This is a genomic window from Isoptericola croceus (assembly GCF_029382255.1).
Classification (GTDB): Bacteria; Actinomycetota; Actinomycetes; order Actinomycetales; family Cellulomonadaceae; genus Isoptericola; species Isoptericola croceus.
Map to the genome: position 1 here is coordinate 20,545 of NZ_JARLLG010000008.1, position 25,491 is coordinate 46,035.

At 70.5% G+C, this 25,491-nt stretch carries 19 protein-coding genes; 4 read left to right on the plus strand and 15 right to left on the minus strand.

Going from position 1 to position 25,491, the window contains the following annotated elements:
• Window positions 1-7 precede the first annotated feature (7 nt).
• On the minus strand, window positions 8-478 hold the full coding sequence (locus PZC42_RS15915; protein WP_277212582.1) for a helix-turn-helix domain-containing protein: 471 nt from the start codon (window positions 476-478) through the stop codon (window positions 8-10).
• Between the two features lie 30 nt (window positions 479-508).
• On the opposite strand from PZC42_RS15915, the gene PZC42_RS15920 reads away from it, so the two are divergent.
• The gene (locus PZC42_RS15920; RefSeq protein ID WP_277212583.1) at window positions 509-1,210 is read left to right on the plus strand and encodes a nucleotidyl transferase AbiEii/AbiGii toxin family protein; all 702 of its coding nucleotides are present in this window, start codon (window positions 509-511) and stop codon (window positions 1,208-1,210) included.
• Window positions 1,211-1,244: 34 nt separating this feature from the next.
• On the opposite strand, the gene PZC42_RS15925 is transcribed toward PZC42_RS15920, so the two are convergent.
• From PZC42_RS15925 to PZC42_RS15935, 3 genes are all read right to left on the minus strand, one after another.
• Window positions 1,245-2,822 carry an L-lactate permease gene (locus tag PZC42_RS15925; protein WP_277212584.1) on the minus strand — a complete coding sequence of 526 codons (1,578 nt, stop codon included), beginning with the start codon at window positions 2,820-2,822 and terminating at the stop codon, window positions 1,245-1,247.
• 25 nt (window positions 2,823-2,847) lie between these two features.
• A complete protein-coding gene (locus tag PZC42_RS15930) occupies window positions 2,848-3,156 on the minus strand; it encodes a DUF5808 domain-containing protein (protein ID WP_277212585.1) in 309 nt (102 codons plus the stop codon).
• Window positions 3,157-3,247: 91 nt separating this feature from the next.
• Entirely contained in the window at window positions 3,248-6,604 is a 3,357-nt protein-coding gene (locus tag PZC42_RS15935) for a family 43 glycosylhydrolase (protein ID WP_277212586.1), read from the minus strand.
• Between the two features lie 233 nt (window positions 6,605-6,837).
• Between PZC42_RS15935 and PZC42_RS15940 the strand changes: the two genes are divergently transcribed.
• Window positions 6,838-7,404 carry a DJ-1/PfpI/YhbO family deglycase/protease gene (locus PZC42_RS15940; protein ID WP_277212587.1) on the plus strand — a complete coding sequence of 189 codons (567 nt, stop codon included), beginning with the start codon at window positions 6,838-6,840 and terminating at the stop codon, window positions 7,402-7,404.
• 86 nt (window positions 7,405-7,490) lie between these two features.
• On the opposite strand, the gene PZC42_RS15945 is transcribed toward PZC42_RS15940, so the two are convergent.
• The 5 genes from PZC42_RS15945 to PZC42_RS15965 form a co-directional block, all read right to left on the minus strand.
• Window positions 7,491-10,445, minus strand: coding sequence for a putative Ig domain-containing protein (locus PZC42_RS15945; RefSeq protein WP_277212588.1), 2,955 nt, complete (start codon window positions 10,443-10,445; stop codon window positions 7,491-7,493).
• 114 nt (window positions 10,446-10,559) lie between these two features.
• Entirely contained in the window at window positions 10,560-12,083 is a 1,524-nt protein-coding gene (locus PZC42_RS15950; protein WP_277212589.1) for an alpha-N-arabinofuranosidase, read from the minus strand.
• A 65-nt stretch (window positions 12,084-12,148) separates the two neighbouring features.
• On the minus strand, window positions 12,149-13,507 hold the full coding sequence (locus PZC42_RS15955; protein ID WP_277212590.1) for an ABC transporter substrate-binding protein: 1,359 nt from the start codon (window positions 13,505-13,507) through the stop codon (window positions 12,149-12,151).
• A 79-nt stretch (window positions 13,508-13,586) separates the two neighbouring features.
• Window positions 13,587-14,480, minus strand: coding sequence for a carbohydrate ABC transporter permease (locus PZC42_RS15960; protein ID WP_277212591.1), 894 nt, complete (start codon window positions 14,478-14,480; stop codon window positions 13,587-13,589).
• Window positions 14,477-15,424 (minus strand): carbohydrate ABC transporter permease, encoded by a 948-nt coding sequence (locus PZC42_RS15965; RefSeq protein ID WP_277212592.1) that lies wholly within the window; start codon window positions 15,422-15,424, stop codon window positions 14,477-14,479. The genes PZC42_RS15960 and PZC42_RS15965 overlap by 4 nt, the downstream gene beginning before the upstream one ends.
• A gap of 93 nt (window positions 15,425-15,517) precedes the next feature.
• On the opposite strand from PZC42_RS15965, the gene PZC42_RS15970 reads away from it, so the two are divergent.
• Window positions 15,518-16,561: a LacI family DNA-binding transcriptional regulator gene (locus PZC42_RS15970; RefSeq protein WP_277212593.1), complete on the plus strand. Its 1,044-nt coding sequence runs from the start codon at window positions 15,518-15,520 to the stop codon at window positions 16,559-16,561.
• A gap of 38 nt (window positions 16,562-16,599) precedes the next feature.
• Here the strand turns inward: PZC42_RS15970 and PZC42_RS15975 are convergent, their stop codons facing one another.
• Genes PZC42_RS15975 through PZC42_RS15995 form a run of 5 tightly spaced genes read right to left on the minus strand, consistent with a single transcriptional unit; the run spans window position 16,600 to window position 22,076 of the window.
• Entirely contained in the window at window positions 16,600-17,673 is a 1,074-nt protein-coding gene (locus tag PZC42_RS15975; RefSeq protein ID WP_277212594.1) for a Gfo/Idh/MocA family protein, read from the minus strand.
• Between the two features lie 19 nt (window positions 17,674-17,692).
• Window positions 17,693-18,868, minus strand: a complete 1,176-nt coding sequence (locus PZC42_RS15980) for a Gfo/Idh/MocA family protein (protein ID WP_277212595.1) — start codon at window positions 18,866-18,868, stop codon at window positions 17,693-17,695.
• Window positions 18,869-18,879: 11 nt separating this feature from the next.
• Complete coding sequence (locus tag PZC42_RS15985; protein WP_277212596.1) at window positions 18,880-20,184, minus strand: ABC transporter substrate-binding protein; 1,305 nt, start codon at window positions 20,182-20,184, stop codon at window positions 18,880-18,882.
• Window positions 20,185-20,209: 25 nt separating this feature from the next.
• Window positions 20,210-21,151, minus strand: coding sequence for a carbohydrate ABC transporter permease (locus PZC42_RS15990; protein WP_277212597.1), 942 nt, complete (start codon window positions 21,149-21,151; stop codon window positions 20,210-20,212).
• A complete protein-coding gene (locus PZC42_RS15995; RefSeq protein ID WP_277212598.1) occupies window positions 21,141-22,076 on the minus strand; it encodes a carbohydrate ABC transporter permease in 936 nt (311 codons plus the stop codon). Before PZC42_RS15995 ends, PZC42_RS15990 begins: the two co-directional genes overlap by 11 nt.
• Window positions 22,077-22,182: 106 nt before the next feature.
• Between PZC42_RS15995 and PZC42_RS16000 the strand changes: the two genes are divergently transcribed.
• Window positions 22,183-23,187, plus strand: a complete 1,005-nt coding sequence (locus PZC42_RS16000; protein WP_277212599.1) for a LacI family DNA-binding transcriptional regulator — start codon at window positions 22,183-22,185, stop codon at window positions 23,185-23,187.
• On the opposite strand, the gene PZC42_RS16005 is transcribed toward PZC42_RS16000, so the two are convergent.
• Complete coding sequence (locus tag PZC42_RS16005; protein ID WP_277212600.1) at window positions 23,168-25,489, minus strand: beta-galactosidase; 2,322 nt, start codon at window positions 25,487-25,489, stop codon at window positions 23,168-23,170. The genes PZC42_RS16000 and PZC42_RS16005 overlap by 20 nt on opposite strands.
• Window positions 25,490-25,491: the final 2 nt, after the last annotated feature.

Sequence of the window (25,491 nt, forward strand, 5' to 3'; positions counted from 1 at the left end):
GGAGCCCTCAGGCGGCGGGGTCGCGCAGGGCGCCACCAGGGTGGAGCCTGCCGCGACGGGCATGCGACTCGGCGACCCTCGCGATACGCCGGGCGATCACCGCGGACGGCACCACGCGCCCCGTCATGTAGGTCGAGAGTCTCGACGGCGACGTGCCGAGCTCGGCGGCGAACTCCTTCGCGGACAGGCCGGACCGGCGCACATCTTCCCGGATGGACCGCGCAAGAGCCTGCCGATCGTCCTCCCGTGCCCGGGCAAGGGCGTCGGAGAGCAGCGCCGTGGCCCCGTTCGGCTCCACCGTCCGCAGGGCGCTCTCCACCTGGTCCGCGACGACGCCGTACGGCTGATCTCGCACGGCACGCGCGATGCGCTGCCAGTGCGGCAGATACCCCCGCTCGATCGCGGTCGCGATGCCCTCGACGCCCCAGCGTGACACCGGGTCCGCTGGGCTCGCGTCGATGTTGCGGAACTTCAGCATGGCTACCTCCTTATCGGATATGATAACCGAGTGAACCTCTCGAGCGAACCCGCCGATGCAGACGACGCGCCGCCCCTGGACGATCTTCTCGAGTCGGCAGCACGACTGCAGGAGCTGATACCCGACGCTGTGCTCGTCGGCGGAACGGCTGCCGCCCTGCACGCGGGCCATCGACTCTCGGTGGACCACGACCACGTGCTGACGGACCTACGAGACCGCTTCGACGTCGTCCTCGACGCTCTCGAACGCGAGGGCGAGTGGGTGACCAACCGGGTACGCGCCGGCAAGATCATCCACGGTGAGCTCGGCGGCATCGAGACCGGGCTCCGCCAGCTCATCCGCACCCGTCCGCTGGAGACGGAGCAGCATCGCCTGCCGTCCGGCCGCACGCTCACCGTGCCGACGCTCGCCGAGACGCTGCGCGTCAAGGCGTTCCTCATCGTCAAGCGGAACCAGGTGCGCGACTACCTCGACGTCGCCGCCATGTCGGACGTGGTCGGCGTCGACGCTGCTGCTCGGGTCCTCGTCGAGATCGACGACTACTACTCCGACCTGCAGCACGACGAGTCCCCGGTGTCCTCACAGGTCGCGGTGCAGCTCGCCGACCCGCAACCCCGGGACGCCGCCATCATCCCCGAGCTCGCGCGCTACAAGGGCCTCGAGCGACGCTGGTGGAACTGGGACGACGTCGCGGCGACCTGCGCACACGTGGCTCGCGCCATGCTGGGGTGAAGCAAGGCGTCGTCGTGAGCAGCGTCGCCCTTCCTCACACGATCACCCAGGCCATCGCGCCGATCAGCACCAGGCAGACCGCCGCGACCGGCAGCGCCTGCCGGAGCACCTGGCCCTCGCGGCCGCCGAGCCCGACGGTCGCCGCGGCCGCGACCACGTTGTGCGGGCAGATGATGTTGCCGATCGCCGCGCCCGCACCCTGCGCGCCCAGCAGCGGCACCGGGTCGAGCTCCGCCGCGAGCGCCGTCTGGTCCTGGAACTCGGTGAACAGGATGTTCGAGGCCGTGGCGGACCCGGTCATGAACGTCCCGAGCGCCCCGACGAACGGGGAGAGCACGGGCCAGAGGGCCCCCGCACCGGCCGCCGCCACCGCGAGCTGCGTCGTCATGCCCGACTCCGACATCGCGAACGCCACGGTCACCATCGCCAGGAGCGCGACGAAGACCGGGATCACCTGACGTGTGGCGCGCACGAACGCCCACCCCATGTCGCCCACCGCCGCGCGCTGCCAGACGGCGCCGGCCACGAAGGACAGCGCCAGCAGCAGGCCCGGGTGGTACAGGGGTTCGATGCTCTCGGAGAAGTGACCGAACACCTCCCACCGCCACACGACCGACCGCGCGGCATCCTGCACCGGCACCACGAGGCGGGTGACCAGCACGAGGACCACCAGCACGAGGTAGGGCGCCGTCGCGGCGAGGAAGCTCATGGACGGGGCCGGGCGGCCCGCGGAGGTCTCGGCGACCTCCGGCGCGGGCTCCCCCACCAGCGTCTCGCCGGCCGGGTTCCCGCCGACGAGCGCACCGGTGCGGGCCTGGCGGCGGATCACCCAGCGCACCACCAGCACGAAGGCGACCGCGCCCACGATCGAACCCACCAGCGAGGGCAGCTCCGGGCCGACGAACCGGGCGATGACCAGGTTGGGGACGAAGAACGCGACGTACGCGACGGCCATCCACCCCCAGGGCGGCCCCTCGGTGGGCAGCAGGGTGCCGACCAGTCGCGCGACGACGAACGCCAGCACGACACCGGCGACCGCCGTGTACGGCGCGACGGCCCACGCCAGCTCGCGCGCCGGGACGTCGACGATCGCGAGCTGGGCGAGCGTGGGCGTCCCCACGGCAGCGAACGGCACGGCCGACGCATGGCCGACCATCGCGCCGACGACGGCGGTCACCGGCCGGAACCCTGCCGCCACCAGGAACGGGGCCGCGAGCGCCACCGGCGTACCGAATCCCGCGGCACCCTCGATGAGCAGGCAGAAGAACCACACGATGAGGAGTGCCGCCACGCGCGGGTCCGGCGTGATGCGCGCGAGCCCGGCCTCCAGCGCGGAGGTGGCTCCGGTGCGCTGCTGCAGGTGGTGGATGCCGAGGGCCGGGCCAATGATGAGCATGACCGTCAGCGCCACCCACGCGGCCCGCGCCAGCACGCCGAGGACACCCTGGGCCGGGTCGAAGGGGAAGTCCGCGCCACCGAACCCGAAGACGGTGAGCGCCAGCACCAGCGTCCCGGCGGCGGCTGTCGCACCGGCCGCTGCGGCGGACCACCTGGCCGCCACCATGAGCACGAGGATCGCGGCGATCGGCAGCGCGGCAAGGAGCGTCACCACGGCGTCGCCGCCCGTCTCGACGTTCTCAGCTGTCCGCCAGCTTCTCCCGCACGACGGCGACGACACGGCCGACGTTCACCGTCCAGCCGACGCCGAACACGTGGGGGCTCAGGAAGTGGTCGCCGTCGGGGTCCCACACGCGTTCCTTGATGCGCTCGATCGTGGGGAAGCGGAACTCGTAGGGCACGAACCCGGCGACGGTGCCGTGCCACTCACGATCCTCCGCGTCCTTCTGCAGCTCCTTGGTGACGGCCGCGACGACGAGGGCGAACATCACCAGCTTGAAGAGACTGGGCGGTCCTTGGCGGTTCTTGCGCTTCTTCACCGATTCCATCGTGACCTCCGCGGGTGGGCTGTCCGTCCATCCTGCCGCGCCAGGAGCTGTCGGTCCACCGCCGGGCTCGGAGCCCGGCGGTGGACCGGGCTCAGCAGGACGCCGCGTCGAAGGCCACCTCGTGCGGCGTCGGGGCCGACTGGCCGTCGCCCGTCGCCGTCGCCGTCACCGTCCCGGCGGGAATCTGGGACGCCCGGGTCGCGAACGACTGGTAGGCGGCCTTCCCGGCCTTGACGTCGTCGACCTCCTTCGTGCCGTAGGGGGTCTCGATCACGATGTCGGCCGGGACGTCACCGGCGTTCGTCGCACGCACGGCGAGGTGCACCTTCCCGGCGAGGCATCGTGTGGAGACCTGGACCTCGAGCGGTGACGCCGGGTCGTCACCCTCGGTGAACCCGGTGCCGGTGAACGTGGCGGTCGCGAGCCCTCGCTCGTTGTTGCCCGCGGCGTACACGCCGGCGTCGAGCCGATCGTCGGCGGACACCAACGGCGCCGTGCCGACGGCGGACCACGCGTCGTCGGCGGACGCTCGCCAGTAGCCGGTCACCAAGTCCGCCGCGGTGCGCTCGAGCCGCAGCTGGACGGGCCACGTCGCCGGGAGGACCTTGGCCGACTCCTTGTCGAGGAAGCCGTTGCCGTCGGCGTCCCACTGCAGGAACGTTCCGGACGGGCTGGTCGTCAGCGTGACGTACCCGGTGGCCGAGCCCTTGCCGGCGAGGCTCAGGTCGTTGCGCACCACGAGCCCGGACCGAGGGTCGCTGTTGTCGCCTCGGTCCATCGCTGCCGACGTGGTCTCGATGCTGCCGCCCACGGCGAGGCGGTCGGGCTGGTAGACGACGCTCAGGTTGTCCTTGCCCGTCCACGCGCCGTTGTTCCCGTCGGAGACCTGGAAGGTGCCCTCGGCGCCCGCGCAGAACTCCGCTCGCGCCGGGTCGCCCCAGGCGCCCGCGGCCCACGGCTCGCTCACCTCGCCGGTGCACGTGGGCGCGGTCCCGTCCCCGAACCGCACGACGTACGTGCGGGCCGCCACCGGGGTGCCGTCGTCGTCGGTCGTGACCGTCACGAACGCCCACGGCCGCTCGGCCGTCGCCGGGTCGATCTCGACGCGCGCCGCGGCGTCGGCCGGGGTGCCGTCGACAGCGCCGGCGGGAACGGCCGTGTACTCCCAGACGGCCGGGTCGAAGCCGGCCACGGTCTCGCCGTCGACCGTGAGGTCAGCCAGCTCTGTCCCGGCCCCGGGTGCGAGCCCGAGGATCTGCACCTCCGCGATCGACTGCCAGGTGTTCGTCTCGGTCGTCAGGTCGAGCCGCACGCCCGTGGTCGGCGGGAGCTCCGCGACGTCCAGCCGCACCACCGGCGGCCCCGCCGCGGGATCCTGCGCGACGTCGGCCGCCACGCCCGAGTCGACCCACGCGCCGTCGGCCGACCGGTACTGCACCGCGATGCGCGACGGCCAGGTCGCCGACGCCCCGTCGGCGTACGTGTGGACGACGACCTCGGAGAGCGTGCGCGGCTCGGACCAGGTGTAGTCGAGCCAGCTCGCGCGGGGGTACTGCCCACCGGAGACCCAGTCGTCCCAGCCCTTGGCGAGGCTGCCGTCGTTCGTGGTCGCGGCCAGGTGCTGGCGGCTGGACGCCGTGACGGTCGCCGTGGGGGCGAGGTTGTGCTCGCCGTACGCCTCGACCTCGACGGCCCGGGTGAAGGTGCGCCCCGGCCCGAAGTCGTCGTCCTCCGCGAGCGTGCCGGTGATCTGCTGCGTGCCCGGGTCGGTCAGGACGGTCGGGCTCCACGTCACCGCGACGTCGCTCGTGGTGCCGCCGGCCGTCACCGCGACCGTCGCGGGCAGCTGGTCGGCGATGTCGGTGCCGGCGCGCACGGTCTGCGGCAGCCCCGCGGCGTCGACCGTCCAGATCGCGCCTCCCGCGCCCTTGTCGTCCCAGTACGCGGGCGTCCAGCCGTCGTCCCACCGCGAGTCCTCGGCGGTCGGGTTGCGCATCTCGAGGCGACCGTTCTCTCCGACGACCAGCGGCAGCCAGACGTACGTCGAGTCCGCGGCACCGCGGTTCCAGCGGTCACCCATGTAGACGAAGCGGCCGTCGCCGAGCGGCAGCACGTGCGTGGACTGCGACCCGAAGCTCGTGCGCCGCACGTCCCCCACGGCGAGCAGACCGTCACCGCCCTCGGGGATCGTGTCGTACTGCACGGTCTCGTGCGGGTCGTCGGGGTCGACACCACGGATCCACGTGCCGAGGATGTCGTCGGCCGTGTAGTACGTCAGCGGGTTCGGGTTCCAGCCCGTGGCGCCCGAGGCCACCACGTAGTAGCGGCCGTCGTGCACGAAGATCGCGGGCGCCTCGAGCAGCCCGCACCGGCGCACGATCGTGAAGTCCTCGCCGGCCACCGGAGCGCCGTCGGTGCCGTCGGCGAAGATGCGCGGGTAGCGGCCGTCGGCCGAGTACTGGATGCCCACGCTGTCGGTCGTGACGGTCTTGGCCACGTTGGTGTAGTCCTCGTCGAGCCGTGCGATGTACAGCGAGCGGTTCTCCTCCGAGGAGTAGGAGATGTAGGCCACGCCGTCGTCGTCCTTGAAGACCGTCATGTCGCGCGTCTGCCCAGGCACCGCGTTCGGCATGTTGCAGGCCGTCCGGTACGACGGCTCGTTGTAGAGGCGGTAGACCCCCTGGACCGCGAACGGGCCGGTCGGCGAGTCGGCGACGGCGACGCCGGCCATCGAGCGTGCGTAGTTGCTGCCCCCCGGCGTGACGCTGCCGTCGGAGTGCCACCACATGACCCACTGGCCCGTGGACTCGTTGTGCAGCACCTTGGGCCGCTCGAAGATCGCGTTGAGCTGAGCGCTGCCGTCGGGCGCGGTGGCGTCGACGTTGAGGTGGAAGTACAGCTCGTCGACGAGCTCCTCGTCGACCGTGCCGTCGTCGGCCACGGTGTCGTAGAGGTCGTCGAAGTACTCGGTGGTGAGCTCGTCCCGAGAGGTGACCGACCGCAGGGCAACACCCTCGTTCGTCCAGTTGTACGTGTCGGTCGAGGAGTACATGGACACGCCGGGGCTGTCGTAGTAGCCGTTCGAGCGGTCCTCGCCGTACCAGTAGTAGACCGTCTCACCGTCCTGCTCGGCCGTGACCACGGCGTCGGCGTCGACGTCGAGCTCGTCCGCCGTCGCCGTGCCGCCGGTCCCCGCTTCATGGACGACCACCTGCCCGCCGTGGGCCTGGATGTGACGTCCGTCGGTGTCGTACCAGTGCGGCTGGAAGTAGTCGGCGGCGCCCAGGCCCGGGTCCTCCACGCCCGGAAAGGCGTCGTAGGTCTCGGGCTCGGGAACCGTCGGCACGTCAGCGGCGGCAGGGACAGCCAGCGCGAGGCCGGTCGCTCCCACCGCGATCGCCACGGCTGCGCCGAACGTGGCACGGAGGTGCCGGGGAAGTTTCGTCATCGTCGTCGTCCTCACGCGTCCTTGCGTTGTGATGTTTGCGTCAACATCGCGGGCGTCGTCAGCGTAGACGTGCCTGATCCACGCCGCCAAGGCCCCTGGCGAAGAGGACAGAACCGAACATCTCGCCGGCGACGCACCGCGCGACGGCTGGTCCGCGCCCCGCCGTGCATGGATCCGCTGACCGTGCCTACGGTGGCCGACCCCGACGGACACCCCGACGGAAAGGAACGACCATGGCGGACACCGATCTCACCGGACGCACCGTGCTGACCATCGTCACCAACTACGGCGTCGAGCAGGACGAGCTCGTCGTCCCGATCGAGCACCTGCGCGACCGCGGCGCCGTCGTGACGGTCGCCGCCACGACGGCCGACGACGTCGCCACCCTCGTGGGCGACAAGGACCCGGGCCGCACCGTGCCCGCGGACGTGGCCCTCGACGACGTCGACCCGGCGGGCTTCGACCTGCTGCTGATCCCGGGCGGCACCCTCAACGCCGACTCGCTGCGCCTGGAGGAGGCCGCCTCCCGTATCGTGCGGTCCTTCACCGGGACCGGGCGGCCGGTCGCGGCGATCTGCCACGGGCCGTGGGCGCTCGTCGAGGCCGGCGTGGTCGGTGGCAAGACGCTCACGTCGTACCCCTCGCTGCGGACCGACGTCCGCAACGCCGGCGCCCAGGAGTGGCGCGACGAGGCTGTCGTCGTGGACGACGCCGAGGGGTGGCGTCTCATCACGTCCCGCAACCCCGGCGACCTCGACGCCTTCGGCCGCGCGATCGACGACACGCTCGCCGGGCGCTGAGGTCCGGTATCCGTCGTCGTCGAGCACGACCGTCGAGCCGGCGGACCGCCCGGGCGCACGCCCGAGCGGTCCGATGCGGCTCCGGATCAGCAGGTGGCGGCGTCGAAGGCCACCTCGTGCGGCGTCCGGACGGTGTGGCCGTCGGCCACGACGGACCCTGTCGCGGTCACCGTACCGGCGGGAATCTGAGACGCCCGCGTCGCGAACGACTGATAGGCGGACTTCCCGGCCTTGACGGCGCCGAACTCCTTCGTGCCATAGGCCGTCTCCACCGCGACGTCGACCGGCACGTCCCCGACGTTCGTCGCCCGGACGGCGAGGTGCACGCTGCCCGCGATGCACCGTGAGGACACCTCGACGTCGAGCGGCGCCACGGGGTCGGACGTGTCCACCTCGTTGCGCAGCGTCAGCTCCAGCACCGGCGCCATGCCGGCCGCGTGGGGGTTGCGCTCCGCGCCCTCCCGGCTGACGAAGACGATGTCCTTCTTCCCCGTCTCGTTCACCGCGAGGCGCAGCATGTCCTCGCCGGCGTCCAGGGCGGACACCCACGCGGTCACGTCGGTGCGGGCGACCGAACCGACCGGCTTCTGGTCGGCACCGTACGTCGCGTCGCTGCCGACCCTTCCCGGGGCCGAGACGTCGAACGGCTCAGACTCCAGCACCTCGCCACTGTCGACGACCGGCTTGTTCAGCCACGTCATGGCGCCGTCGACCGTGTTCGTTCGCGACGGGGGTGTCGTCTTGCCGTCGCCCTCCTCCCACGCCGCCTGGACCTGCGCCACGCGCAGCGTGTCCGTCCCGCTGAGCGCGCCCTTCGTCGGCCCCATGTAGGTCATGAGGAGATCGGCCCGCAGGAGGTCGGCGTCCGCCAGGACGTCGTCCACGTCGCTCAGATCGAACGTGAGGTAGGTGAGCTTGGCGTCCTTGTTGGACTCCCCGCCGGTGTACGCCGACCCGAGGGGACCGTAGGTGTCGTTCCCCCAGCCCAGCATCCGCAGGTGCTCGTTGTCGCCGTAGTTCAGCCTCTCCTCGGCGTTCCAGGTCTGCACGTTCGTGTCGGCGACCACGGGCACCCTGATGGTGGTAGCCGAGGGGTCCGTGACGGTGATCGTCACCGAGCGCTTCGACGACGCTCCGAAGGTGTCCGTCGCGACGAACTCCACCTGGTGGCCCCCGACCTGGTCGCGCGAGGGCGTCCAGGCGAAGGCACCGCTCGTCGCGTCGAAGCTCGCGCCCTGGGGCAGCTTCGCGACGGACAACGTGATCTCGTCCCCGTCGCCGTCGCTCGCCGTGACCTCGAACCTCAGCTCCTCGCCGACCACGGCCTCCTGGTCCTCGATCTCATCGATCACCGGGGCGACGTCCTCGGAGAAGTCGAGGTTCCGGTTCACGACGTTCTCGAAGGTCAGGGCCGTCTGGCTCAGGCGCGTGACCTCGGTACCACCGAGCGTCAGGTTCTTGATCGTCAGGTCGGAGACGTTGCGCACGTTCGCCTTCTTGTTCTCCGAGAACCACACGTTGTCCAGGACGACCTGGCCGATCAGGTCGGTGGGATCGGAGCTCGCCTTGCCGGAGATGGCGAAGTTCGTGCCGACCTTCGAGGTGTCGAAGGAGCTGTCCCGAAGGACGATGCTCTCGTACCTCGGATACGTCGAGGGATTGATGTTCGCGATCGAGATGCCGTGCCCGCCGGCGCCGAAGCCCACGTAGTTCACGTTGGTGAACGTGTAGTCGCGCAGCTGGTACCCGAAGACGTGTCCGATCCGGATCCCGTTGCCGGCCCCCGCACTCCACCCGAGGTGGTCGTTCACGGCGATGTTGAACGAGTCTTCGGTGTCCCAGTCCAGGATGCCGGCGGTGATCTCTTCGCACTCACCAGCGGTCAGGTCGGGATAGTGGGTGCGGCATCTCTCGAAGGTGAATCCGTCGCTCGGGTTGTAGTGGCCGGTCGCGAAGGTGTCGTCGTTGCCGAGAGTCAGCGCCCCGTTGACGGTCAGGTCCTGACCGCTGGCCAGGTCGATCCCGTCGGCCCAGGGCTGGGCGTACGGGGTCAGACCCTTGATGTTGTTGAACGTGACGTTCTTCGCGGTGTGGGTCTCCCAGTTCCACTGCTTGGCGTCCCGCAGCAGGGTGTCGTCGAAGACGACGTTCTCCGAGCGAACGATCATCGCCCCGCCCTGGTGGTGGGAGCTCACCGCGTCGTGACGGTGCCCGCCGTTGGCCGTGTCGTAGTTGGCGAAACCATTGCCGTCGAACACCCCACGACCCGAGATCGTGATGTTGGCCGAGTCCCAGATGCCGATCGCCGGCTCCATGGCATACATCGTCGGCTGGATGCGGTTCTTCAGCAGGGCACCCTCGTCGACGTAGATCCGCACCGGCTTGGCCCGCTCGCGCAGCTCCAGGCCCGCGTAGGTGTACCAGCCGTCCGGGAAGTACAGCGTGTCCTTGTCGTCGTCGGAGTACAGCGCGTCGATCGCGGCCTCGACGTTCTCCGTCTGATCCGTGGCACCCGTGAGGTCCGTGACGAAGTCCGACGCGTCGACGACGTTCGGCGCGTCCGGGTCGGGCACGTCGGCCGGGTCCTCCGGCGGGTCGTTGACGATCGCCAGCCCTGGCTGCTTGCCGTTGACCTCGACGATGGCGTACCGCAGGGCGTCACTCATCTCGAACGTGAGCGTGTTCCCGTCGACCGCTACCGCGTCGGCGGGGTAGTTGCGCTCGGGGTAGATCTTCCAGCTCGTGACGGGTTCGCTGGTCGCCACGGTGAGCGTGGGGGTCTCGTCGTCAGACGCGAACCTCGCGACCGCCATCCGGTTGTTGCTCCGGTTGGCGTACTTCGTCACGAACACGTCGGTGTCGTTCGCCTCGAGCGTGAAGCGCTCGGACGCCACGTCCCCGGGCGTCGCCCGGTACGTGTGCACGGGGCCGTCCACCTCGGCGGACGCCGGTACCGCGGTGGCCGCCACCACGGCCATCGGGGCGAGCAACGCCCCGACCGCCGCGACCGCGGACCAACAGCGACCTGACCTCGTCGTCATGTCCTTCTCCTTCTCGTCAGGCGGAGCCGCAGACTCTCTCGACGGCCTCGCTCGTTGCGCGCCCACCCGGAGGGCGGAGTCCACGCCAGATGTGTCGTGCAGTCGCGCGGCCGATCAGCTCCGCGGACGCAGGGTCAGCACCGCCCAGGACGGCGCCGGCAGGGAGAACCTCACGGTCGTCGACCCGTCCTCCGCCGCCCTGGCCGTCACCAGCTCCACAGGCTCGACGGTCTGCGCGTCGACGGTGTTCGTCGTGTGCCGGTCACCCCCGTCCGGGGCGGCCAGGACGAGAGCGGTCTCGACGTCCAGGTCTCCGGCAACGGTCAGCTCGACCGGCAGGGCTTCCTCGATGCCCCGATGGACGACGAACACCGACACCGCGCCGTCGTCGTCGACCGAGGCGACGCAGTCCAGGGCCGCCACGTCGCCGTACTTGGCCGTCACGACGCTGGGAGCGGTGACCTGGGGCGGTACGACACGCCCCCGGGCGAACCGGGAGGTGAGCTGGAACGGGAAGTAGGTCGTCTGACGCCACGCCGGTCCGCCGGGTTCGGTGCGGATCGGTGCGATGACGTTGACGAGCTGGGCGAGGTTCGCCATCGAGATGCGGTCGGCGTTGCGGACCATGGCGACGAGCAGCGCTCCGAGGACGATGGCGTCAGTGACCGAGTACTCGTCCTCGATGAGCCGCGGCGCGTGCAACCACTCACCGGCGGCGACGGCGTCGCTCTGGGCGTTCCACCTGCTGTTGTACCAGACGTTCCACTCGTCGATGCTCAGTCCGAGCGGCGTGGTACCGGTCTCGTCCGCGACCTCGTCGACGATCGACCCGATGTCGTCGACGAACGCGTCCAGCTCGATGCCGGAGGCGAGGAACCCGGTCGCATCGCCGTCGATCTCCTCGACGTACAGGTGCAGGGAGAGGTGGTCGGCGATCCCAGCCGTGTGCCGCAGGACCGTGCGCTCCCACTCGCCGTACGTCGGCATCGCACGGTTGGAGCTCCCGGCGACGACAAGCTCGAGCCGGGGGTCGCAGAGCTTCATGAGCCGTCCGGTCTCGGCGGCGAGACGGCCGTACTCCTCAGCGGTCTTGTGCCCGATCTGCCACGGCCCGTCCATCTCGTTGCCGAGACACCACACCCGGATCCCGAACGGCTCGTCGCGGCCGTTGCGACGGCGACGCTCGGACAGCTCGGTCCCGCCGGGGTGGTTGGCGTACTCGAGCAGGTCGCCGGCCTCCTCGATGCCGCGGGTCCCGAGGTTGACGGCCTCGACGATCTCCAGACCGGCACGCTCCGCCCAGTCGGCGAACTCATGCAGGCCGACGCGGTTCGTCTCGATGCTGTGCCACGCGGGATCGCGCCGCACAGGCCGCTCGTCGACGGGGCCGACGCCGTCTTCCCAGCGGTAGCCCGAGACGAAGTTGCCGCCGGGGTACCGGCACAGGGTCCCCCCCAGCTCACGGACGAGCTCGAGCACGTCCTCGCGGAAGCCGTCAGGGCCGGCGGTCGGGTGTCCTGGCTCGTAGATCCCGTCGTACACGCTTCGCCCCATGTGCTCGACGAAGGTGCCGAACAGTCGCCGAGAGATGGGCGCCCCGGCCTCGCGAGGGTCGACCTCGATGCGTCCGCTGCTCATTCTGTTCCTCTTTCGGATCGTGCCGCAGGGGCGGGCCGGCCTGGCCGGCCCGCCCCTGCAGGCCGTCATTCGCCGACCGTGAAGCCCTGCTGCGTGCCGTAGGTGACGTTCTGCTCCTGCCACGCCACCAGGCCGTCGTTGATGTCGCCCTGGTCCAGGTACACCGGCCCGACGGCATCGGCGTAGACGCTGTTGGCGTAGGCCTGCCACGGGAGGTACTGCCAGCCGGTGCCCACCGAGTTCGCCGCGTCGACGAGCACCCGGTTGATCTCCTGGCCGCCGAAGAAGTCGGACTGATGGCTGAGGAACTCCTCGGAGTTCAGCTCCTTCACCGTGGCGGGGAAGCCGCCCTTGTCGAGGAAGACCTGGATCGACTCGTCGGACGAGTTCAGCCACTGGAGGAAGCCCGCGGCGAGAGCCGGGTTGTCCGACTGCTGCGTGACGACCTGGGCGGAACCGCCGTTCTCCGCGGTCACGGGCTCGCCGCCGTCGTAGGTCGGCATCGGCGCGACCCGCCAGTCGCCAGCGCCCGCCTGGGTGCCGGACTCGAAGACGCCGGGCATCCAGGCCCCGATCGGAAGCGTCGCGATCTTGCCGCTGGCGAGGCCGGCGAACCACTCGTCGCTCCACCCGGCGATCTGGCTGACCAGGTCCTCCTGCACCAGGGTGGACCACGAGTCGGCCCATCGCTGGGCGCCCTCGTCCTCGAGGTCGATGGTGACGTTCTCACCGTCCACCGCGAACGGACGTCCGCCGGCCTGCCAGATCATCGCCGTCCCGAACCCGGCGTCGGTCCCGGAATCGTTGGTGATGTAGTACTCAGGGTCGGCGGCCTGCAGCGCACGACCCGCGTCGATGTACTCGTCCCAGGTGGTGGGCACCTCGAGGCCGAACTCGTCGAACACCCGCTTGTTGTAGAAGAGCGCCATCGGGCCCGAGTCCTGCGGCAGGCCCCAGATCCCGTCCTGCGAGACCGACGCCCACGTCGACGGTGTGTACAGCGGCTCGAGGTCGCCGAAGCCGTAGTCCGTGAGGTCGACGAGGCTGTCGGCGATCATGAACTGCGGCAGCGCCTGGTACTCGAGCTGGACCACGTCGGGGGCCCCGGAGCCGGCCGAGATCGCGTTCTGGAGCTTGATGTTGTTGTCGTTCGCGCCGCCGGTGTCGACGAGCGTGACGTCGACGTTCGGGTAGGCCTCCTCGAACGCGGCGACCTGGGCCTCGGCCGAGGGCGTCCACGTCCAGTAGGTGATCGAGCCACCCGCCTCGAGCGCCGCCTCGATGGCGTCGGCGCCACCGCCGGGGCCCGAACCGTCAGGACTGCCGCCTGGGCTGCCGCCGTCGGAGCAGGCCACGAGGCCTGCGCCGAGGAGAGTTGCGGCGGCCGTCGCGGCGGCCACCCGGGTGAGGGTGCGTGCTGTCATGGTCGTTGGTCCTTCCACGTCGTCGGAGACGGATTGATCAGAGATGGATAGAGCACGGTGGGGTGGTACTGCCCGAGGGCTACTGCTTGACGCTCCCGGCACTCAGGCCGGACTGCCAGTAGCGCTGGAGGTAGAGGAAGACGATGATGATCGGCACGATCGTCAGCAGCGAACCCGTGATCACCAGGTTGAACACAGGCTCCGAACCGATCCCTGACGCCTGCTGGTTCCACTGGTTCAGGCCGATGGTCAGCGGGAACAGGTTCGGGTCGCTGAGCATGATCAGCGGCAGGAAGTAGTTGTTCCACGTCGCGACGATGGAGAACAGGGCAACCGTGACGACACCGGGCACGAGCAGTCTCAGCGAGATCGTGAAGAACGTCCGCAGCTCGCCGGCACCGTCGACGCGTGCGGCCTCGAGCAGCTCCGTGGGCACGGAGTCGACGGCATAGACCCAGATGAGATACAGCCCGAACGGGGAGATCAGCGAGGGGATCACGATCGACCAGATGGTGTTGGTCAGTCCCATCTGGCTGAACATCAGGAACGTCGGTACCGCCAGAGCGGTGCCCGGGACCGCGATCGCCCCGAGGACCACCGCGAAGACGCCACGCTTCCCGGGGAAGACGAACTTCGCCAGGCCGTATCCCGCCAGGGTGGCGAGGGCAGTTGCTCCGCCGGCGCCGAGGACGACGTACAGCAACGTGTTGCCGAACCAGCGCAGGAAGATGCCGTCCTGGTAGACGAACGTGTCGTGGATGTTCTGGAAGAGGGCGAACGGGCCGTCGAACCACAGCCCGAACGAACCGAACAACGAGTCCATCGTCTTCGTCGAGCTGATCGTGAGCCAGGCCAGCGGGAGCAGCGAGTAGATCACGAACAGGGACATGGCCGCTGTGAGGAGCTTCGAGCTGCGTGGGGCGAGCCAGCTGCTGGAACGCTCGGACAGGCGGTCGAGAGTGGGGGTGGTCATCGCTGCTCCCGTCGCATGCCGCGCAGCTGTACGACGTAGGCGATGACTGCGGTCGCGACGCCCATGACGATGGCGATCGTCGCCGCATAGTTCACCTGCTGCCCCAGGAAGCTGAGGTTGTATGCGTACATGTTCGGCGTGTAGTAGGTGGAGATCAGGCTCGGTGCCAACGAACGCAGGATGTTCGGTTCGTTGAAGAGCTGGAAGCTGCCGATGATCGAGAAGATCGTGGCGATCGTGATGGCACCGCGCAGGGCCGGGAGCTTGATGCTCCGGACGGTGCGGAACTGTCCCGCACCGTCGAGTGCGGCCGCCTCGTAGAGCTCCTCCGGGATGGTCCGGAGCGCGGCGTAGAAGATCAACATGTTGTACCCGACGAACTCCCACGTCACGATGTTGCCGATCGCGACGAGGATCCAGGGCGGGGAGAACGGCGCCAGGACGTCGGCACCCAGCAGGTCGTTGATGTTCCCGGTCAGCCCCATCCGCGGCGAGTAGATGAAGCCCCACATGAGGACGGCGACGACGCCGGGGACGGCGTACGGCAGGAACAGCCCGATACGGAAGAAGGACGCGCCGGCGAGTCGCCGTGAGTCGATCGCGAGGGCGGCGGCGAGGGCGAGGGTGAGCATGACGGGGACCTGCACCGCGAGGAACAGCGTGACGCGCCCCGCTCCCTCCAGGAACTTCGGGTCCGTGAACGCCTGCACGTAGTTGTCGAGGCCGACGAACTGCGTGCCACCGATGAGCTTCGTCTGGAAGACGCTCAGAAAGAGGGAGTAGAGAACCGGCGCCAGGAACGTCAGCGCGAACACCGCCATGAACGGGCCGACGAAGATCCAACCGCGCCAGTCGCGCGGGCTGCGTCGGCGCTCCTGCACCGTGCTCGCCGCGATTCCGCGGCCTTGTCTCGCGCCCGCCAGGGGGGCGGTACTGGTCGTCATCGGCCCAGACCTCTGCTCGGTGGAACGTGTGTGTTAGCGCAAACATGGCACACCCCGATCCCGGATGTCAACGTAAACATGTAGATTGCTCTCATGACCGATCGAGGTGCGGAGCTCGCCCCGCCTGCTCCCTCCGCAGGCCGCGGACCTTCCATGCTCGACGTCGCGCGCCTTGCCGACGTCTCGTTGCAGACCGTCTCCCGCGTCTCCAGAGGACGCACCAACGTGGAGGCCTCCACGCGGGACCGCGTGCTCGCTGCGATGCGAGAGATCGGCTACCGGCCCAACCGTGCTGCCCGTGCGCTGAAGTCGGGGCGGTTTCGCAACATTGCCGTCATCGCCTCCGTCATGTCGTCCTACGGCAGCATCCAGTGGGTCAGCGCCATCGCGCTCGAGGCGGCGCGTGCTGGCTACTCGGTGACGCTCGTCGCGCTGGAGTCGACCGAACCGCAGGCCGTGGCCCGCTCCTTCGACGCTCTCGCCGAGCACGCCGTCGACGGCGTCGCGCTGCTCCTGGAGCACCACATGCTGGAGGAAGCCGGGGTCAGCCTGCCCCCCGGCCTGCCCGCCGTCGTGCTGGACTCCGGGGTCGCCTCCCCGTACCCGGTCATCGACAACGACCAGGCGATGGGCGCACGGCTCGCCACACAACACCTGCTCGACCTGGGCCACCGCACCGTCCGGCACCTCGCCGGCCCCGAGGACTCTCGCGCCGCGGAGATTCGCGAGACCGCCTGGCGCGAGACCCTCGAGGCGGCCGGCGCCCCGGTCCCCCCGACGGACCGGGGGGACTGGAGCCCCGAGTCGGGCTACTCCGCCGGCCTGAGGCTGGCGGCCGACCCGGACGTCACGGCGGTCTTGGCTGCCAACGACCAGATGGCCCTGGGCATCCTCCGCGCGATGCGCGAGGCCGGCCGCGACGTGCCCGGCGACATCAGCGTGATGGGGTTCGACGACGTACCGGAGTCCGCGAACTACCAGCCTCCCCTCACGACCGTCCACCAGTCGTTCGACCGGATCGGCGCAGCCTGCGTGTCAGCGCTCGTCGCCGAGATCGAGCGTGGCGAACGCACCTCTCCTTCACTCGTGCCCGTGGAGCTCGTCATCCGCTCGAGCACCGGACCACCACGGGCCTGACCCCCCTCCTGCACCAGGTCGGCGAGGGCCGTGGCGCGCTACGGCGTGAGCACCCTCGCCGCCTGCTGGGCCCGCACGCTCAGCTCGGCGGCCTTGAAGGCGTGCTCCTGGGTCATCGCCGTCTCGGTCCGCTCGAGGCAGTCGAGGATCAGCTGGCCGAAGAAGGGGTAGCCCACGTTCCCGTCCGCGACGAGGTGGTGCTCACCCTGGCCGTCGACGAGCAGCACGTGACCGGGGCCGTCGTCGGTGCCGACGTTGACGTACTTGCGCAGCTCCACGTAGCCCTCGGTGCCCAGGACGAACGTGCGCCCGTCACCCCACGTGCTCAGGCCGTCCGGCGTGAACCAGTCGACCCGGCAGTAGCCCGTGGCCCCGTTGTCCATGACGATGCCGGCCTCGCCGAAGTCGTCCAGGCCCGGGTGCTCGGGGTGGGCGTAGTTCGCGATCGCGGCGTGCGTGACCTCGGCGTCCTTGGCACCGGCGTAGTGGAGCATCTGCTCGAAGTTGTGGCTGCCGATGTCGCACAGGATGCCGCCGTACCTGTCCTTCTCGAAGAACCAGTCCGGGCGCCCGGTGCCGAGGCGGTGCGGACCGATGCCCATGACCTGCAGGACGCGACCGATCGCCCCCTGCTCGATGAGCTGCCCGGCCAGGACGGCGGCCTCGACGTGGATCCGCTCGGAGTAGTACACGGCGTACTTGAGCCCCGTCCTCGCGGTCGCCACCCGGGCCGCCTCGAGCTGCTCGAGGGTGGTCAGCGGCGCCTTGTCGGTGAAGTAGTCCTTGCCCGCCTCGATGACGCGCAGTCCCAGGGCGCAGCGCTCCGACGTGACCGCCGCACCGGCGACCAGACGCACGTCCGCGTCGTCGAGCACCTCCTCCTCGCTGCGGGCGACACGCACGCCGGGGAACCGCGCACGGAAGGCCTCGACCTTCTCCGGGTCCGGGTCGAAGACCCACCTGAGCGTCCCGCCGGCGGCGACCAGCCCCTCGCACATCCCGTAGATGTGGCCGTGGTCGAGGCGCGCCGCGCCGAAGACGAAGTCTCCGGGCCCGACGACGGGTGCGGGTATCGGGTCCGGCGCGTAGGCCGCTCCGCTGGTCATCGTCATCCGATCCTCTCGTCCGTGGTCACCGGTCACCGGCCCCGTCGGTGGCACTGCTGCCGACGGTGATCGCACCGGGCAGGTCGGCCACCGCCGCCGTCTTGTCGAAGAAGTGCGGGGCCCGTTCGACGAGCGTGCCCGCGCGGTAGTACGGGTCGTCAGGGCTGAGCGGCAGGTCGACCGTGCGCCGTTCGATGCCGGCGGCGTAGATCGCCGTCACGAGCTCGATGGCACGGCGTCCGTCGGTGCCGTCGACGGCGGGACGACGGCGGTCACGCACCGCGTCCAGCATGTCGCCGATCTGCCCGGCGTGGCCCACGTGCTCCAACCGGCGGTGCGACGCCGCGATCTCCTCGATCTCGGCGACGCGCGCGGGGTCACCGCCGGGAGCACGGAAGCCGTTCGGCTCGGCGGCGTCGGCGACGACCTTCCACGGCTGGGACACCCGGGCGTGGCGTCCCTGCACGACGATCGCCTGTTCCTCACCGTGGTGGACCACGGAGCTGGTCACCTCGGCGAGGGCCCGGTCGTACTGCAGGACCGCCACCGACAGGTCCTCGACCTCCGAGTTCTCGTGGGCGGCGTTGGTCAGCACCGCCGTGACGGCACGGGGCGCACCGAGCATCCACAGGGTGAGGTCCAGGTGGTGGATCGCGTGGTTGAGGGTGCACCCGCCGCCCTCGGACTCCCACGTGCCCCGCCACCACAGGTCGTAGTAGGCGGTGCCGCGCCACCAGGCCGAGCTGACCTGGGCGTGGGAGACCGGCCCGATGAGCCCGGAGTCCAGCACCTCCTTGAGGGTGGCCATGTCGTCCCGGAAGCGGTTCTGCGCGACGACGGACAGGATCCGGCCGTTCTCGGTGGCGGCCGCGATCATCGCGTCGCACTCCTCGATCGACGGCGCCATGGGCTTCTCCACGAGGACGTCGACGCCGGCCCGCAGCGCGGTGACGGTCAGCTCGGCGTGCGTGGAGGGCGGCGTCGTGATGCTGACGAGGTCCAGGTCCTCGGCGGCGAGCATGTCCTCGACCCGTTCGTAGACGCGCGCCGAGGTGAGGTCGAGCTCGGCACGCAGTGCGGCGGCCTTGCCCGGTGCGACGTCGCACAGGGCGACGATCTCGCACTCCTTCGGAAAGCGCAGGTAGCCGTCGACGTGGGCGCCGGCGATGCCACCGGTCCCGATGATCCCGATCGTGAGCATGGTTCCTCCGGTCACTGGGCGGCCTCGGTCGAGCTCTGGACCTCCGCGATCAGCGCGTCCGCCGCCTCCTGCGGCGTCCGCACCTCGAACATGACGTCCTGCAGGTAGCGCGACAGGATCGTCTCGATGTCCGAGGCGCCGTTCGGGACGATCGCCGGCGCCTCACCCAGGTGCGGCGTGCGCTGCTCGGCGAAGTCGGCGGCCTTGCGCTCCTCGACCGTGAGGTCCTCGCCGAGCGCGTCGAGGGACTGGGCGTTCGCCGGGATCCCCCGCTCGGTGCCGATGATCCTGGCCGCCTCGGGGTCGTTGACCAGGAAGTCCACGAGCAGGGCCGCCTCGGCGGGGTGCTCCGACTTGGACGCCACCGACCAGTACATCCCCGGCTTGAAGTAGTCGTAGCTCGTGGTGTCCTCGTCAGGGGTCGGCAGCGGCACGAGCTCGAGCTCGGCATCGATGGCCGCCGCGTAGGCCGTGATCATGGTCGACGGTGTGAAGATCGCCGCTGTCTTGCCGGTCGCGAACAGGGTCTGGTCGAGCGGCAGGGTGAGGGTCTCCGCGGTGGTCGACGCCGACGGCGCGGCGCCGTGGGTGGTCCAGTCGAGCGCGAGCTGGAAGTAGTCGGCCAGCGTCTCGGGCCGGATCACGATGTCTTCCTCGGAGAAGAGCTGGTCGCCGTGCTGGCGGGCGAAGAGCTGCAGCGTGAACTCGTTGTAGATGACGTTCGTGCCGTACGTGTCGCCCGGCGACTCGTCGGTGACCTCCTCGGCCCAGGACTCGAACTCGTCCCAGCTCCAGGTCGAGGTGTCGGGCAGCGGCACGCCCACCTCCTCGACCAGGTCCGTGTTCACCAGCAGGCCGGTCGACGTGGTCGAGATCGGCATCGCGTAGAGGGTGTCGTCCCACGTGCCCATCTGCAGCACGGCCGGCTCGAGGCCCGAGGTGTCGAGCTGGGGCTGGGACCCGAGGTCGACGAGGCTGCCCCGCGAGGCGTAGGAGGCGAGGTAGAGCTGGTCCATCTGGATGACGTCGGGCGAGTTGCCGCCCGCGGTGGCGGTGGCGAGCTTCTCCCAGTAGCCGCTCCAGTCGGAGAACTCCGGCTCGATCGTGATGTTGGGGTACGCCTCCTCGAACAGGTCGAAGACCTCCTGAGTGCGGGCGTGGCGGGTGTCACCGCCCCACCACGTCACGCGGAGGGTCACGGGCTCGTCGGTGAGCTCGGTCGACCCCTGGGTCTGCGCCACGCCGCACGCGGCGAGCGACAGCGTCACGGCCGCGGCGGCGGTGCCGGCGGCGGTACGGCGGATGCGGTTCGTCATGGGTTGGTCCTTCGTGTACGGAGGCTCACTTGAGCCCGGTGGTGGCGATGCCCTGGACCAGGTACTTCTGGCCGAAGGCGAAGGCGAGGACGAGGGGCACGATGGCGACGACGCTCATCGCGAACATCGCGCCGAACGACGAGGTCGACTGCGCGTCGATGAAGGAGCGCAGCGCGATCGGGACGGTGTAGAGGTTCGGGTCGGTCAGGTAGATGAGCTGGGAGAAGAAGTCGTTCCACGTCCAGATGAACGTGAAGATCGCCGTGGTGGCCAGGGCGGGCTTCATCAGCGGCAGGATGATCTGGAAGAAGATCCGGCCGTGCCCGGCACCGTCGATGCGGGCGGCGTCGTCCAGCTCACGGGGAAGCCCGCGGATGAACTGGACCATGAGGAAGATGAAGAACGCGTCGGTGGCGAGGAGCTTCGGCACGATGAGCGGCAGGAACGAGTTCACGAGGCCCGCCTGCGCCCACAGGATGTACTGCGGCACGATCACGACGTGCACGGGCAGCATGATCGTGATGAGCATGTAGACGAACGCCGGTCGCTGGTACCTGAAGCGCAGCCGGGCGAACGCGTACGCCGCCATGGAGCAGCTCACGAGGTTGCCGATGATCGAGCCGAGCACGACGAGCGCGGAGTTGAGCAGGTACACGCTGAAGGGCCTGCCGAGAGCCGTCCAGCCGTAGGTGTAGTTCTCCACGTGGAACGTGGTCAGCAGCAACGACGGGTTGCCGAAGATCTGGCCGTCCGGGCGCAGCGAGCTGACGATCATCCACAGCACCGGGTACAGGGTGGTGACGACCCCCAGGATCAGCACGGTGTGCTTGGCGACCCTGCCGAGCGTGCGTCTGGACCCGCGGCCGTCCGTACGCCGTCGGACGGTTCCCGGCGGCCTGTCGCCGAGGTCCGGGCCCGGTCGGCGGCTGGTGAGGGCGGCAGGGCGGGCGGTGGACTCAGTTGTCATAGTGCACCCAGTGCTTCGAGAGCCAGAAGTTGATCGCGGTGAAGGCGCCGATGATCAGGACGAGCAGCCAGGCGAGCGCCGACGCGTACCCCATGCGGAACGACGAGAAGCCCTCCTGGTAGAGGTAGAGCGTGTAGAAGAGCAGCGAGTCGGACGGCCCTCCCGATCCCCCCGAGACGATGAAGGCCTGGGTGAAGGACTGGAACGAGTTGATGACCGCCAGGACGAGGTTGAAGAAGATGATCGGGGTCAGCAGGGGCAGCGTGATGGCGAGGAACCGGCGCCAGGGTCCCGCGCCGTCGGAGGCGGCGGCCTCGTAGAGCTCTCCCGGGATCTGCCGTAGTCCGGCCAGGAAGATCACCATGGGTGAGCCGAACGTCCAGACGTGCAGCAGGATGATGGTCCCCAGTGCGGTGTCGGGGTCGCCGATCCAGCTCGTGGTGGACTGGATGCCCACGAGGCCGAGCAGACCGTTGAACAGTCCCGAGCCGCCGAAGACGAGCCGCCAGAGGACGGCGATCGCCACGGAGGCGCCGAGCAGGCTGGGCAGGTAGAAGGCCGAGCGGTAGATCGCACGGCCGCGCAGCCCGCGGTCCAGCACCAGCGCGAGACCGAGGGCCACCAGGAGCTGGCCGGGCACGGAGATCGCCACGTAGGCGAACGTGACGAACAGCGACTGGTGCAGGCGCCCGTCGGTCAGCATGCGCTCGAAGTTCTCGGCGCCGACCCAGCTCGCGTCCTGCAGCAGGTTGTAGTCGGTGAACGCCAGGTACAGCGAGGCCAGGATCGGGCCGAGCGTGAGCACGACGGCTCCGGCCAGCCAGGGGCCGAGGAACGCGAGCGCGGCCTTGTTGTCGGGGGCTCGTTGCCGGGTGCGGCGTGGTGGTGAGCTCCTGCTCTGCCGCTCTCGCTCGGCGACGGACATGTACGCCTCCTCATTGAGGTCGGACCTTCGTCGGGTGATACGTATCAGTGATACGTATCGGGAGTCTATGACAGACTCGACGACTGTCAAGAGAGGGAGACCGACGATGGGCAGCTCGACCCCGCCGACCAGTCGCGACGTCGCGCGCCTCGCCGGCGTCTCGCAGACGACCGTGTCCTACGCCCTCACCGGCAAGGGTGCGGTCTCACCCAGCACGCGCCGGCGGGTGCTGCAGGTCGCCGAGTCCATCGGGTACCGGCCGAACCTCGCCGCCCGGTCCATGCGCACACGCCGCTCCGGGCGGCTCGCCGTGATCACGGGTGTCGCCATCGACAACCAGCCCTCGATGGTGACCGGCGCGAGCGAGGTCGCGAACGCCGCCGGATTCATCATGGAGACCCACAGCGTCGACGGCAGCATCGCCGACCGCACGGACCGCACGCTCGAGCTGGCGTCCGGCGGCCAGTACGAGGGCATCCTCACGTTCGTGCCGGTGCTCCCCGCCGCCCTGTCGACCGACCGGAGCGCGGTCCCGGTGATCGCCGCGACCGCCTACGACGAGGACATGCACAGCACGGGCGAGCTCGCCGACGCGAGCCTGCTCGACACGTTCGTGTCGACGCTGGCCGAGGCCGGGCACCGTCGGTTCGTGCACGTCGCAGGCCCGGACCAGTACGCCTCGGCGCGCGCGCGGCGCGAGACGTACCTCGCGGCGGTCGACCGACACGGGGTCGAGTCGCTCGGCGTGCTCGGCGGCGACTGGCCCCCGGAGACCGGTCGGCGAGCCGTGCTCGCGCTGCCGGACGACGCCCCCCCGGTGGCCGTCATCGCCGCGAACGACAACCTCGCCCTCGGAGTGCTGCGGGGAGCTGCCGAGCGAGGATGGTCGGTGCCCGGCGACCTGGTGCTGACCGGCTGGGACAACGCGGACTTCGGGGAGTACACCATGCCGTCGCTCACGACGATGGCCGTGGACTTCCGTGAGGGAGGCCGCCGGGCCATGCGGCTCCTGATCGCCACCCTGCGCGACGAAGAACCTCCGGTGTCCACGACCCCCCTGCAGCGCATCGTCTGGCGCGAGTCGACCGGGTCTATCGCCCCGGCCAGCTGACCGCAGCGACCCTCAGCACGGCCCGGGCGACCCGCACGACCTGCGCCGAGGTGACGGTGATCCCGTCCGGCACGTCGCGCACGGACGCGTCGACCCACACGCCGGTCGTCCGGCGCCAGGGCAGGAGCTCGAGGGTCAGCCCGTCGCGGGCGACCGCCTCGCGCCACGGGGTCAGGTCGACGTCCCAGGCACGGCCGTACCAGAAGTGGTCGCTGATCACCTCACCCGCGACGACGGCGCGGCCGACGTCGCCGGTCCAGTCCAGGCGGAACAGCGTGCGGTCGACGCCGGCCAGCACCTCGGGCGGGACCTGGACGTGCACCCGGGCCGCACCGGAGAAGTCGGTAGGGGCGCTGAGCCGGTCCATCGGTCCCCCGCGGGTGGGCGCCGGTGGGGCGGGCGCCACCGGGTGGGGCTCGACGGCGAGCTCGTGGGTGCCGGCCTGCGGGAGGTGCAGCGTCCAGGTGCTCCACGGCTCGCCGGGGCCGGCCGTGGGTTCGACGGTGGCCGCCCCGGCGTCGTCGGCCGCGAGCGCCAAGGTGTCCAGGGGCACGCCCGGCAGCATCGACACCGTCACCCGGGACGACTCGCTGTGGACGACCAGCTCGCCGTCCACGGCGTAGACGGGAGCGTCCGAGAGCACCAGGCGCTCGCGTCCGCCGACGTCGAGCCGGTACAGACGGTCGGCCGTCGCGTCGTCGAGCACGAGCACCCGGACCCCGGGCAGGTCGACGGCGGTTCCCGGCCCGGGCGGGACCCCCAGCGTCACGACGGTGGCGCCGTCGGCCGCGTGCGTCCTGACCGGGCCGGAGACCTCGACGTCACCGTCCAGGACGAGCTCGACCGGCACGCCGGGGGTCGCGGCGAGGACGACGACGGAGCCGGCCGCACCCGCGTCGTCCAGGCGGGTGACGAGCTGCGCGGTCGCGCTGCGCAGCACCACGCCGTCGGCGAGCGGGTAGCGCAGGGGCCAGACGACGGACACGCCGGCGGGAAGGTCGACCGGCCGGGTGGGGACCGTGACCGGGCCGTCGTCCAGGTCGACCGTGAGCTGCACGCCGGGCTGCGGCGGCAGCGGTTCTCGGGAGGGCTGGTAGGTGGTCAGGAACAGGTAGCCGCGCCGCCCGTCCGACCGCACGGCCCACCGCAGCTCGTCCGGGTCCTCGCTGCCACCTCCGACGGTGGCGGGCATCGCGGCGAGCGCCGCGCCGTCGGCCGCCAGCCACAGGTGCTGACGGCGCAGCAGGTGGTGGTGGGCGCGCACCTGCTGGTGCTCGCCCACCGGTGCGTGGAAGTCGTAGGTGCGCGTCGGCACGTCGTTCGGGTAGCCGGTGGCCTGCGACTCCTGCTCGGTGCCGTGCGGCCCGGTGCGCTGCGTACCGCCGGCGTACAGGTAGTACCCCTGCCAGACGGAGCCGCTGCCGATCTTCGCCAGCGCGAGCGCGGCCACGTCGCCGGGCGCCACGAGCGGACGGCGGTGGTAGGCCACGTGCATCCCGCCACCGAGCTCGCAGGTGACGAACGGGACGTCGCGGTCGGAGCGCGCCTCGCCCGCCGCGACGCCGTCGAGCGCCTCGCGCAGGTCGGCCCCCACACCCAGGTCGTCGCGCACCGCGGAGTAGCGGAAGTGCACCTGCGACCAGACGGGCCACTCCTCGTCCGCCTCCGCCCAGAAGCCGTCCGCGTACGCGCTGTACACCGGGAGCAGGTTCTCCGGTACCTGTGCACCGCCCCAGCCGGTGGCCGTCCACAGCGGCAGGTGCAGGCCGGCGTCCTCGGCGATGCTTCGCAGCGTGGCGAGGTGCTGCGGCTGGTCGTAGAGCTCGTTCTCGATCTGCGCGCCGACGACGGGACCGCCGTCGGCGTGCGTGAGCCCGGCGAGCTGCTCGATCGTCGCGCCGTAGAACCGCCGCACCAGCGCCAGGTAGTCCGGGTCGTCCGTGCGCAGCGCGAGATCCCGCCCGACGAGCCAGTCCGGGAACCCGCCGTACCGCGCCTCGCCGTGCGCCCACGGCCCGAGCCGGACCACGACCTCCAGGTCGTGCCGGCCCGCGAGCTCGACGAACCCGCGCAGGTCCAGGTTGCCGTCCCAGCGGAACGTGCCCGGCGTGGGCTCGTGCGCCTGCCAGAAGACGTATGTGGCGACCGAGGTCAGTCCGCCGGCGCGGGCGTGGCCGAGCACCTCGGCCCAGCGCCCGCGCGGGAGACGCGCGTAGTGGATCTCGCCCGTGACGGGGAACCAGGGGCGACCGGCGCGCTCGAGCCAGCCGGGGGTGATGTCGATGGTGTCTGTCTGTGGCACGC

What these genes read in the sequence shown, in the direction of transcription:
- PZC42_RS15955 (WP_277212590.1), bottom strand. Translation starts at nt 13,507, where the DNA reads ATGACAGCACGCACCCTCACCCGGGTGGCCGCCGCGACGGCCGCCGCA.
- PZC42_RS15940 (WP_277212587.1), top strand. Translation starts at nt 6,838, where the DNA reads ATGGCGGACACCGATCTCACCGGACGCACCGTGCTGACCATCGTCACC.
- PZC42_RS15990 (WP_277212597.1), bottom strand. Translation starts at nt 21,151, where the DNA reads ATGACAACTGAGTCCACCGCCCGCCCTGCCGCCCTCACCAGCCGCCGA.
- PZC42_RS15960 (WP_277212591.1), bottom strand. Translation starts at nt 14,480, where the DNA reads ATGACCACCCCCACTCTCGACCGCCTGTCCGAGCGTTCCAGCAGCTGG.
- PZC42_RS15935 (WP_277212586.1), bottom strand. Translation starts at nt 6,604, where the DNA reads ATGACGAAACTTCCCCGGCACCTCCGTGCCACGTTCGGCGCAGCCGTG.
- PZC42_RS15995 (WP_277212598.1), bottom strand. Translation starts at nt 22,076, where the DNA reads ATGTCCGTCGCCGAGCGAGAGCGGCAGAGCAGGAGCTCACCACCACGC.
- PZC42_RS15970 (WP_277212593.1), top strand. Translation starts at nt 15,518, where the DNA reads ATGACCGATCGAGGTGCGGAGCTCGCCCCGCCTGCTCCCTCCGCAGGC.
- PZC42_RS15945 (WP_277212588.1), bottom strand. Translation starts at nt 10,445, where the DNA reads ATGACGACGAGGTCAGGTCGCTGTTGGTCCGCGGTCGCGGCGGTCGGG.
- PZC42_RS16000 (WP_277212599.1), top strand. Translation starts at nt 22,183, where the DNA reads ATGGGCAGCTCGACCCCGCCGACCAGTCGCGACGTCGCGCGCCTCGCC.
- PZC42_RS15915 (WP_277212582.1), bottom strand. Translation starts at nt 478, where the DNA reads ATGCTGAAGTTCCGCAACATCGACGCGAGCCCAGCGGACCCGGTGTCA.
- PZC42_RS15985 (WP_277212596.1), bottom strand. Translation starts at nt 20,184, where the DNA reads ATGACGAACCGCATCCGCCGTACCGCCGCCGGCACCGCCGCCGCGGCC.
- PZC42_RS15975 (WP_277212594.1), bottom strand. Translation starts at nt 17,673, where the DNA reads ATGACGATGACCAGCGGAGCGGCCTACGCGCCGGACCCGATACCCGCA.
- PZC42_RS15950 (WP_277212589.1), bottom strand. Translation starts at nt 12,083, where the DNA reads ATGAGCAGCGGACGCATCGAGGTCGACCCTCGCGAGGCCGGGGCGCCC.
- PZC42_RS15980 (WP_277212595.1), bottom strand. Translation starts at nt 18,868, where the DNA reads ATGCTCACGATCGGGATCATCGGGACCGGTGGCATCGCCGGCGCCCAC.
- PZC42_RS15965 (WP_277212592.1), bottom strand. Translation starts at nt 15,424, where the DNA reads ATGACGACCAGTACCGCCCCCCTGGCGGGCGCGAGACAAGGCCGCGGA.
- PZC42_RS15930 (WP_277212585.1), bottom strand. Translation starts at nt 3,156, where the DNA reads ATGGAATCGGTGAAGAAGCGCAAGAACCGCCAAGGACCGCCCAGTCTC.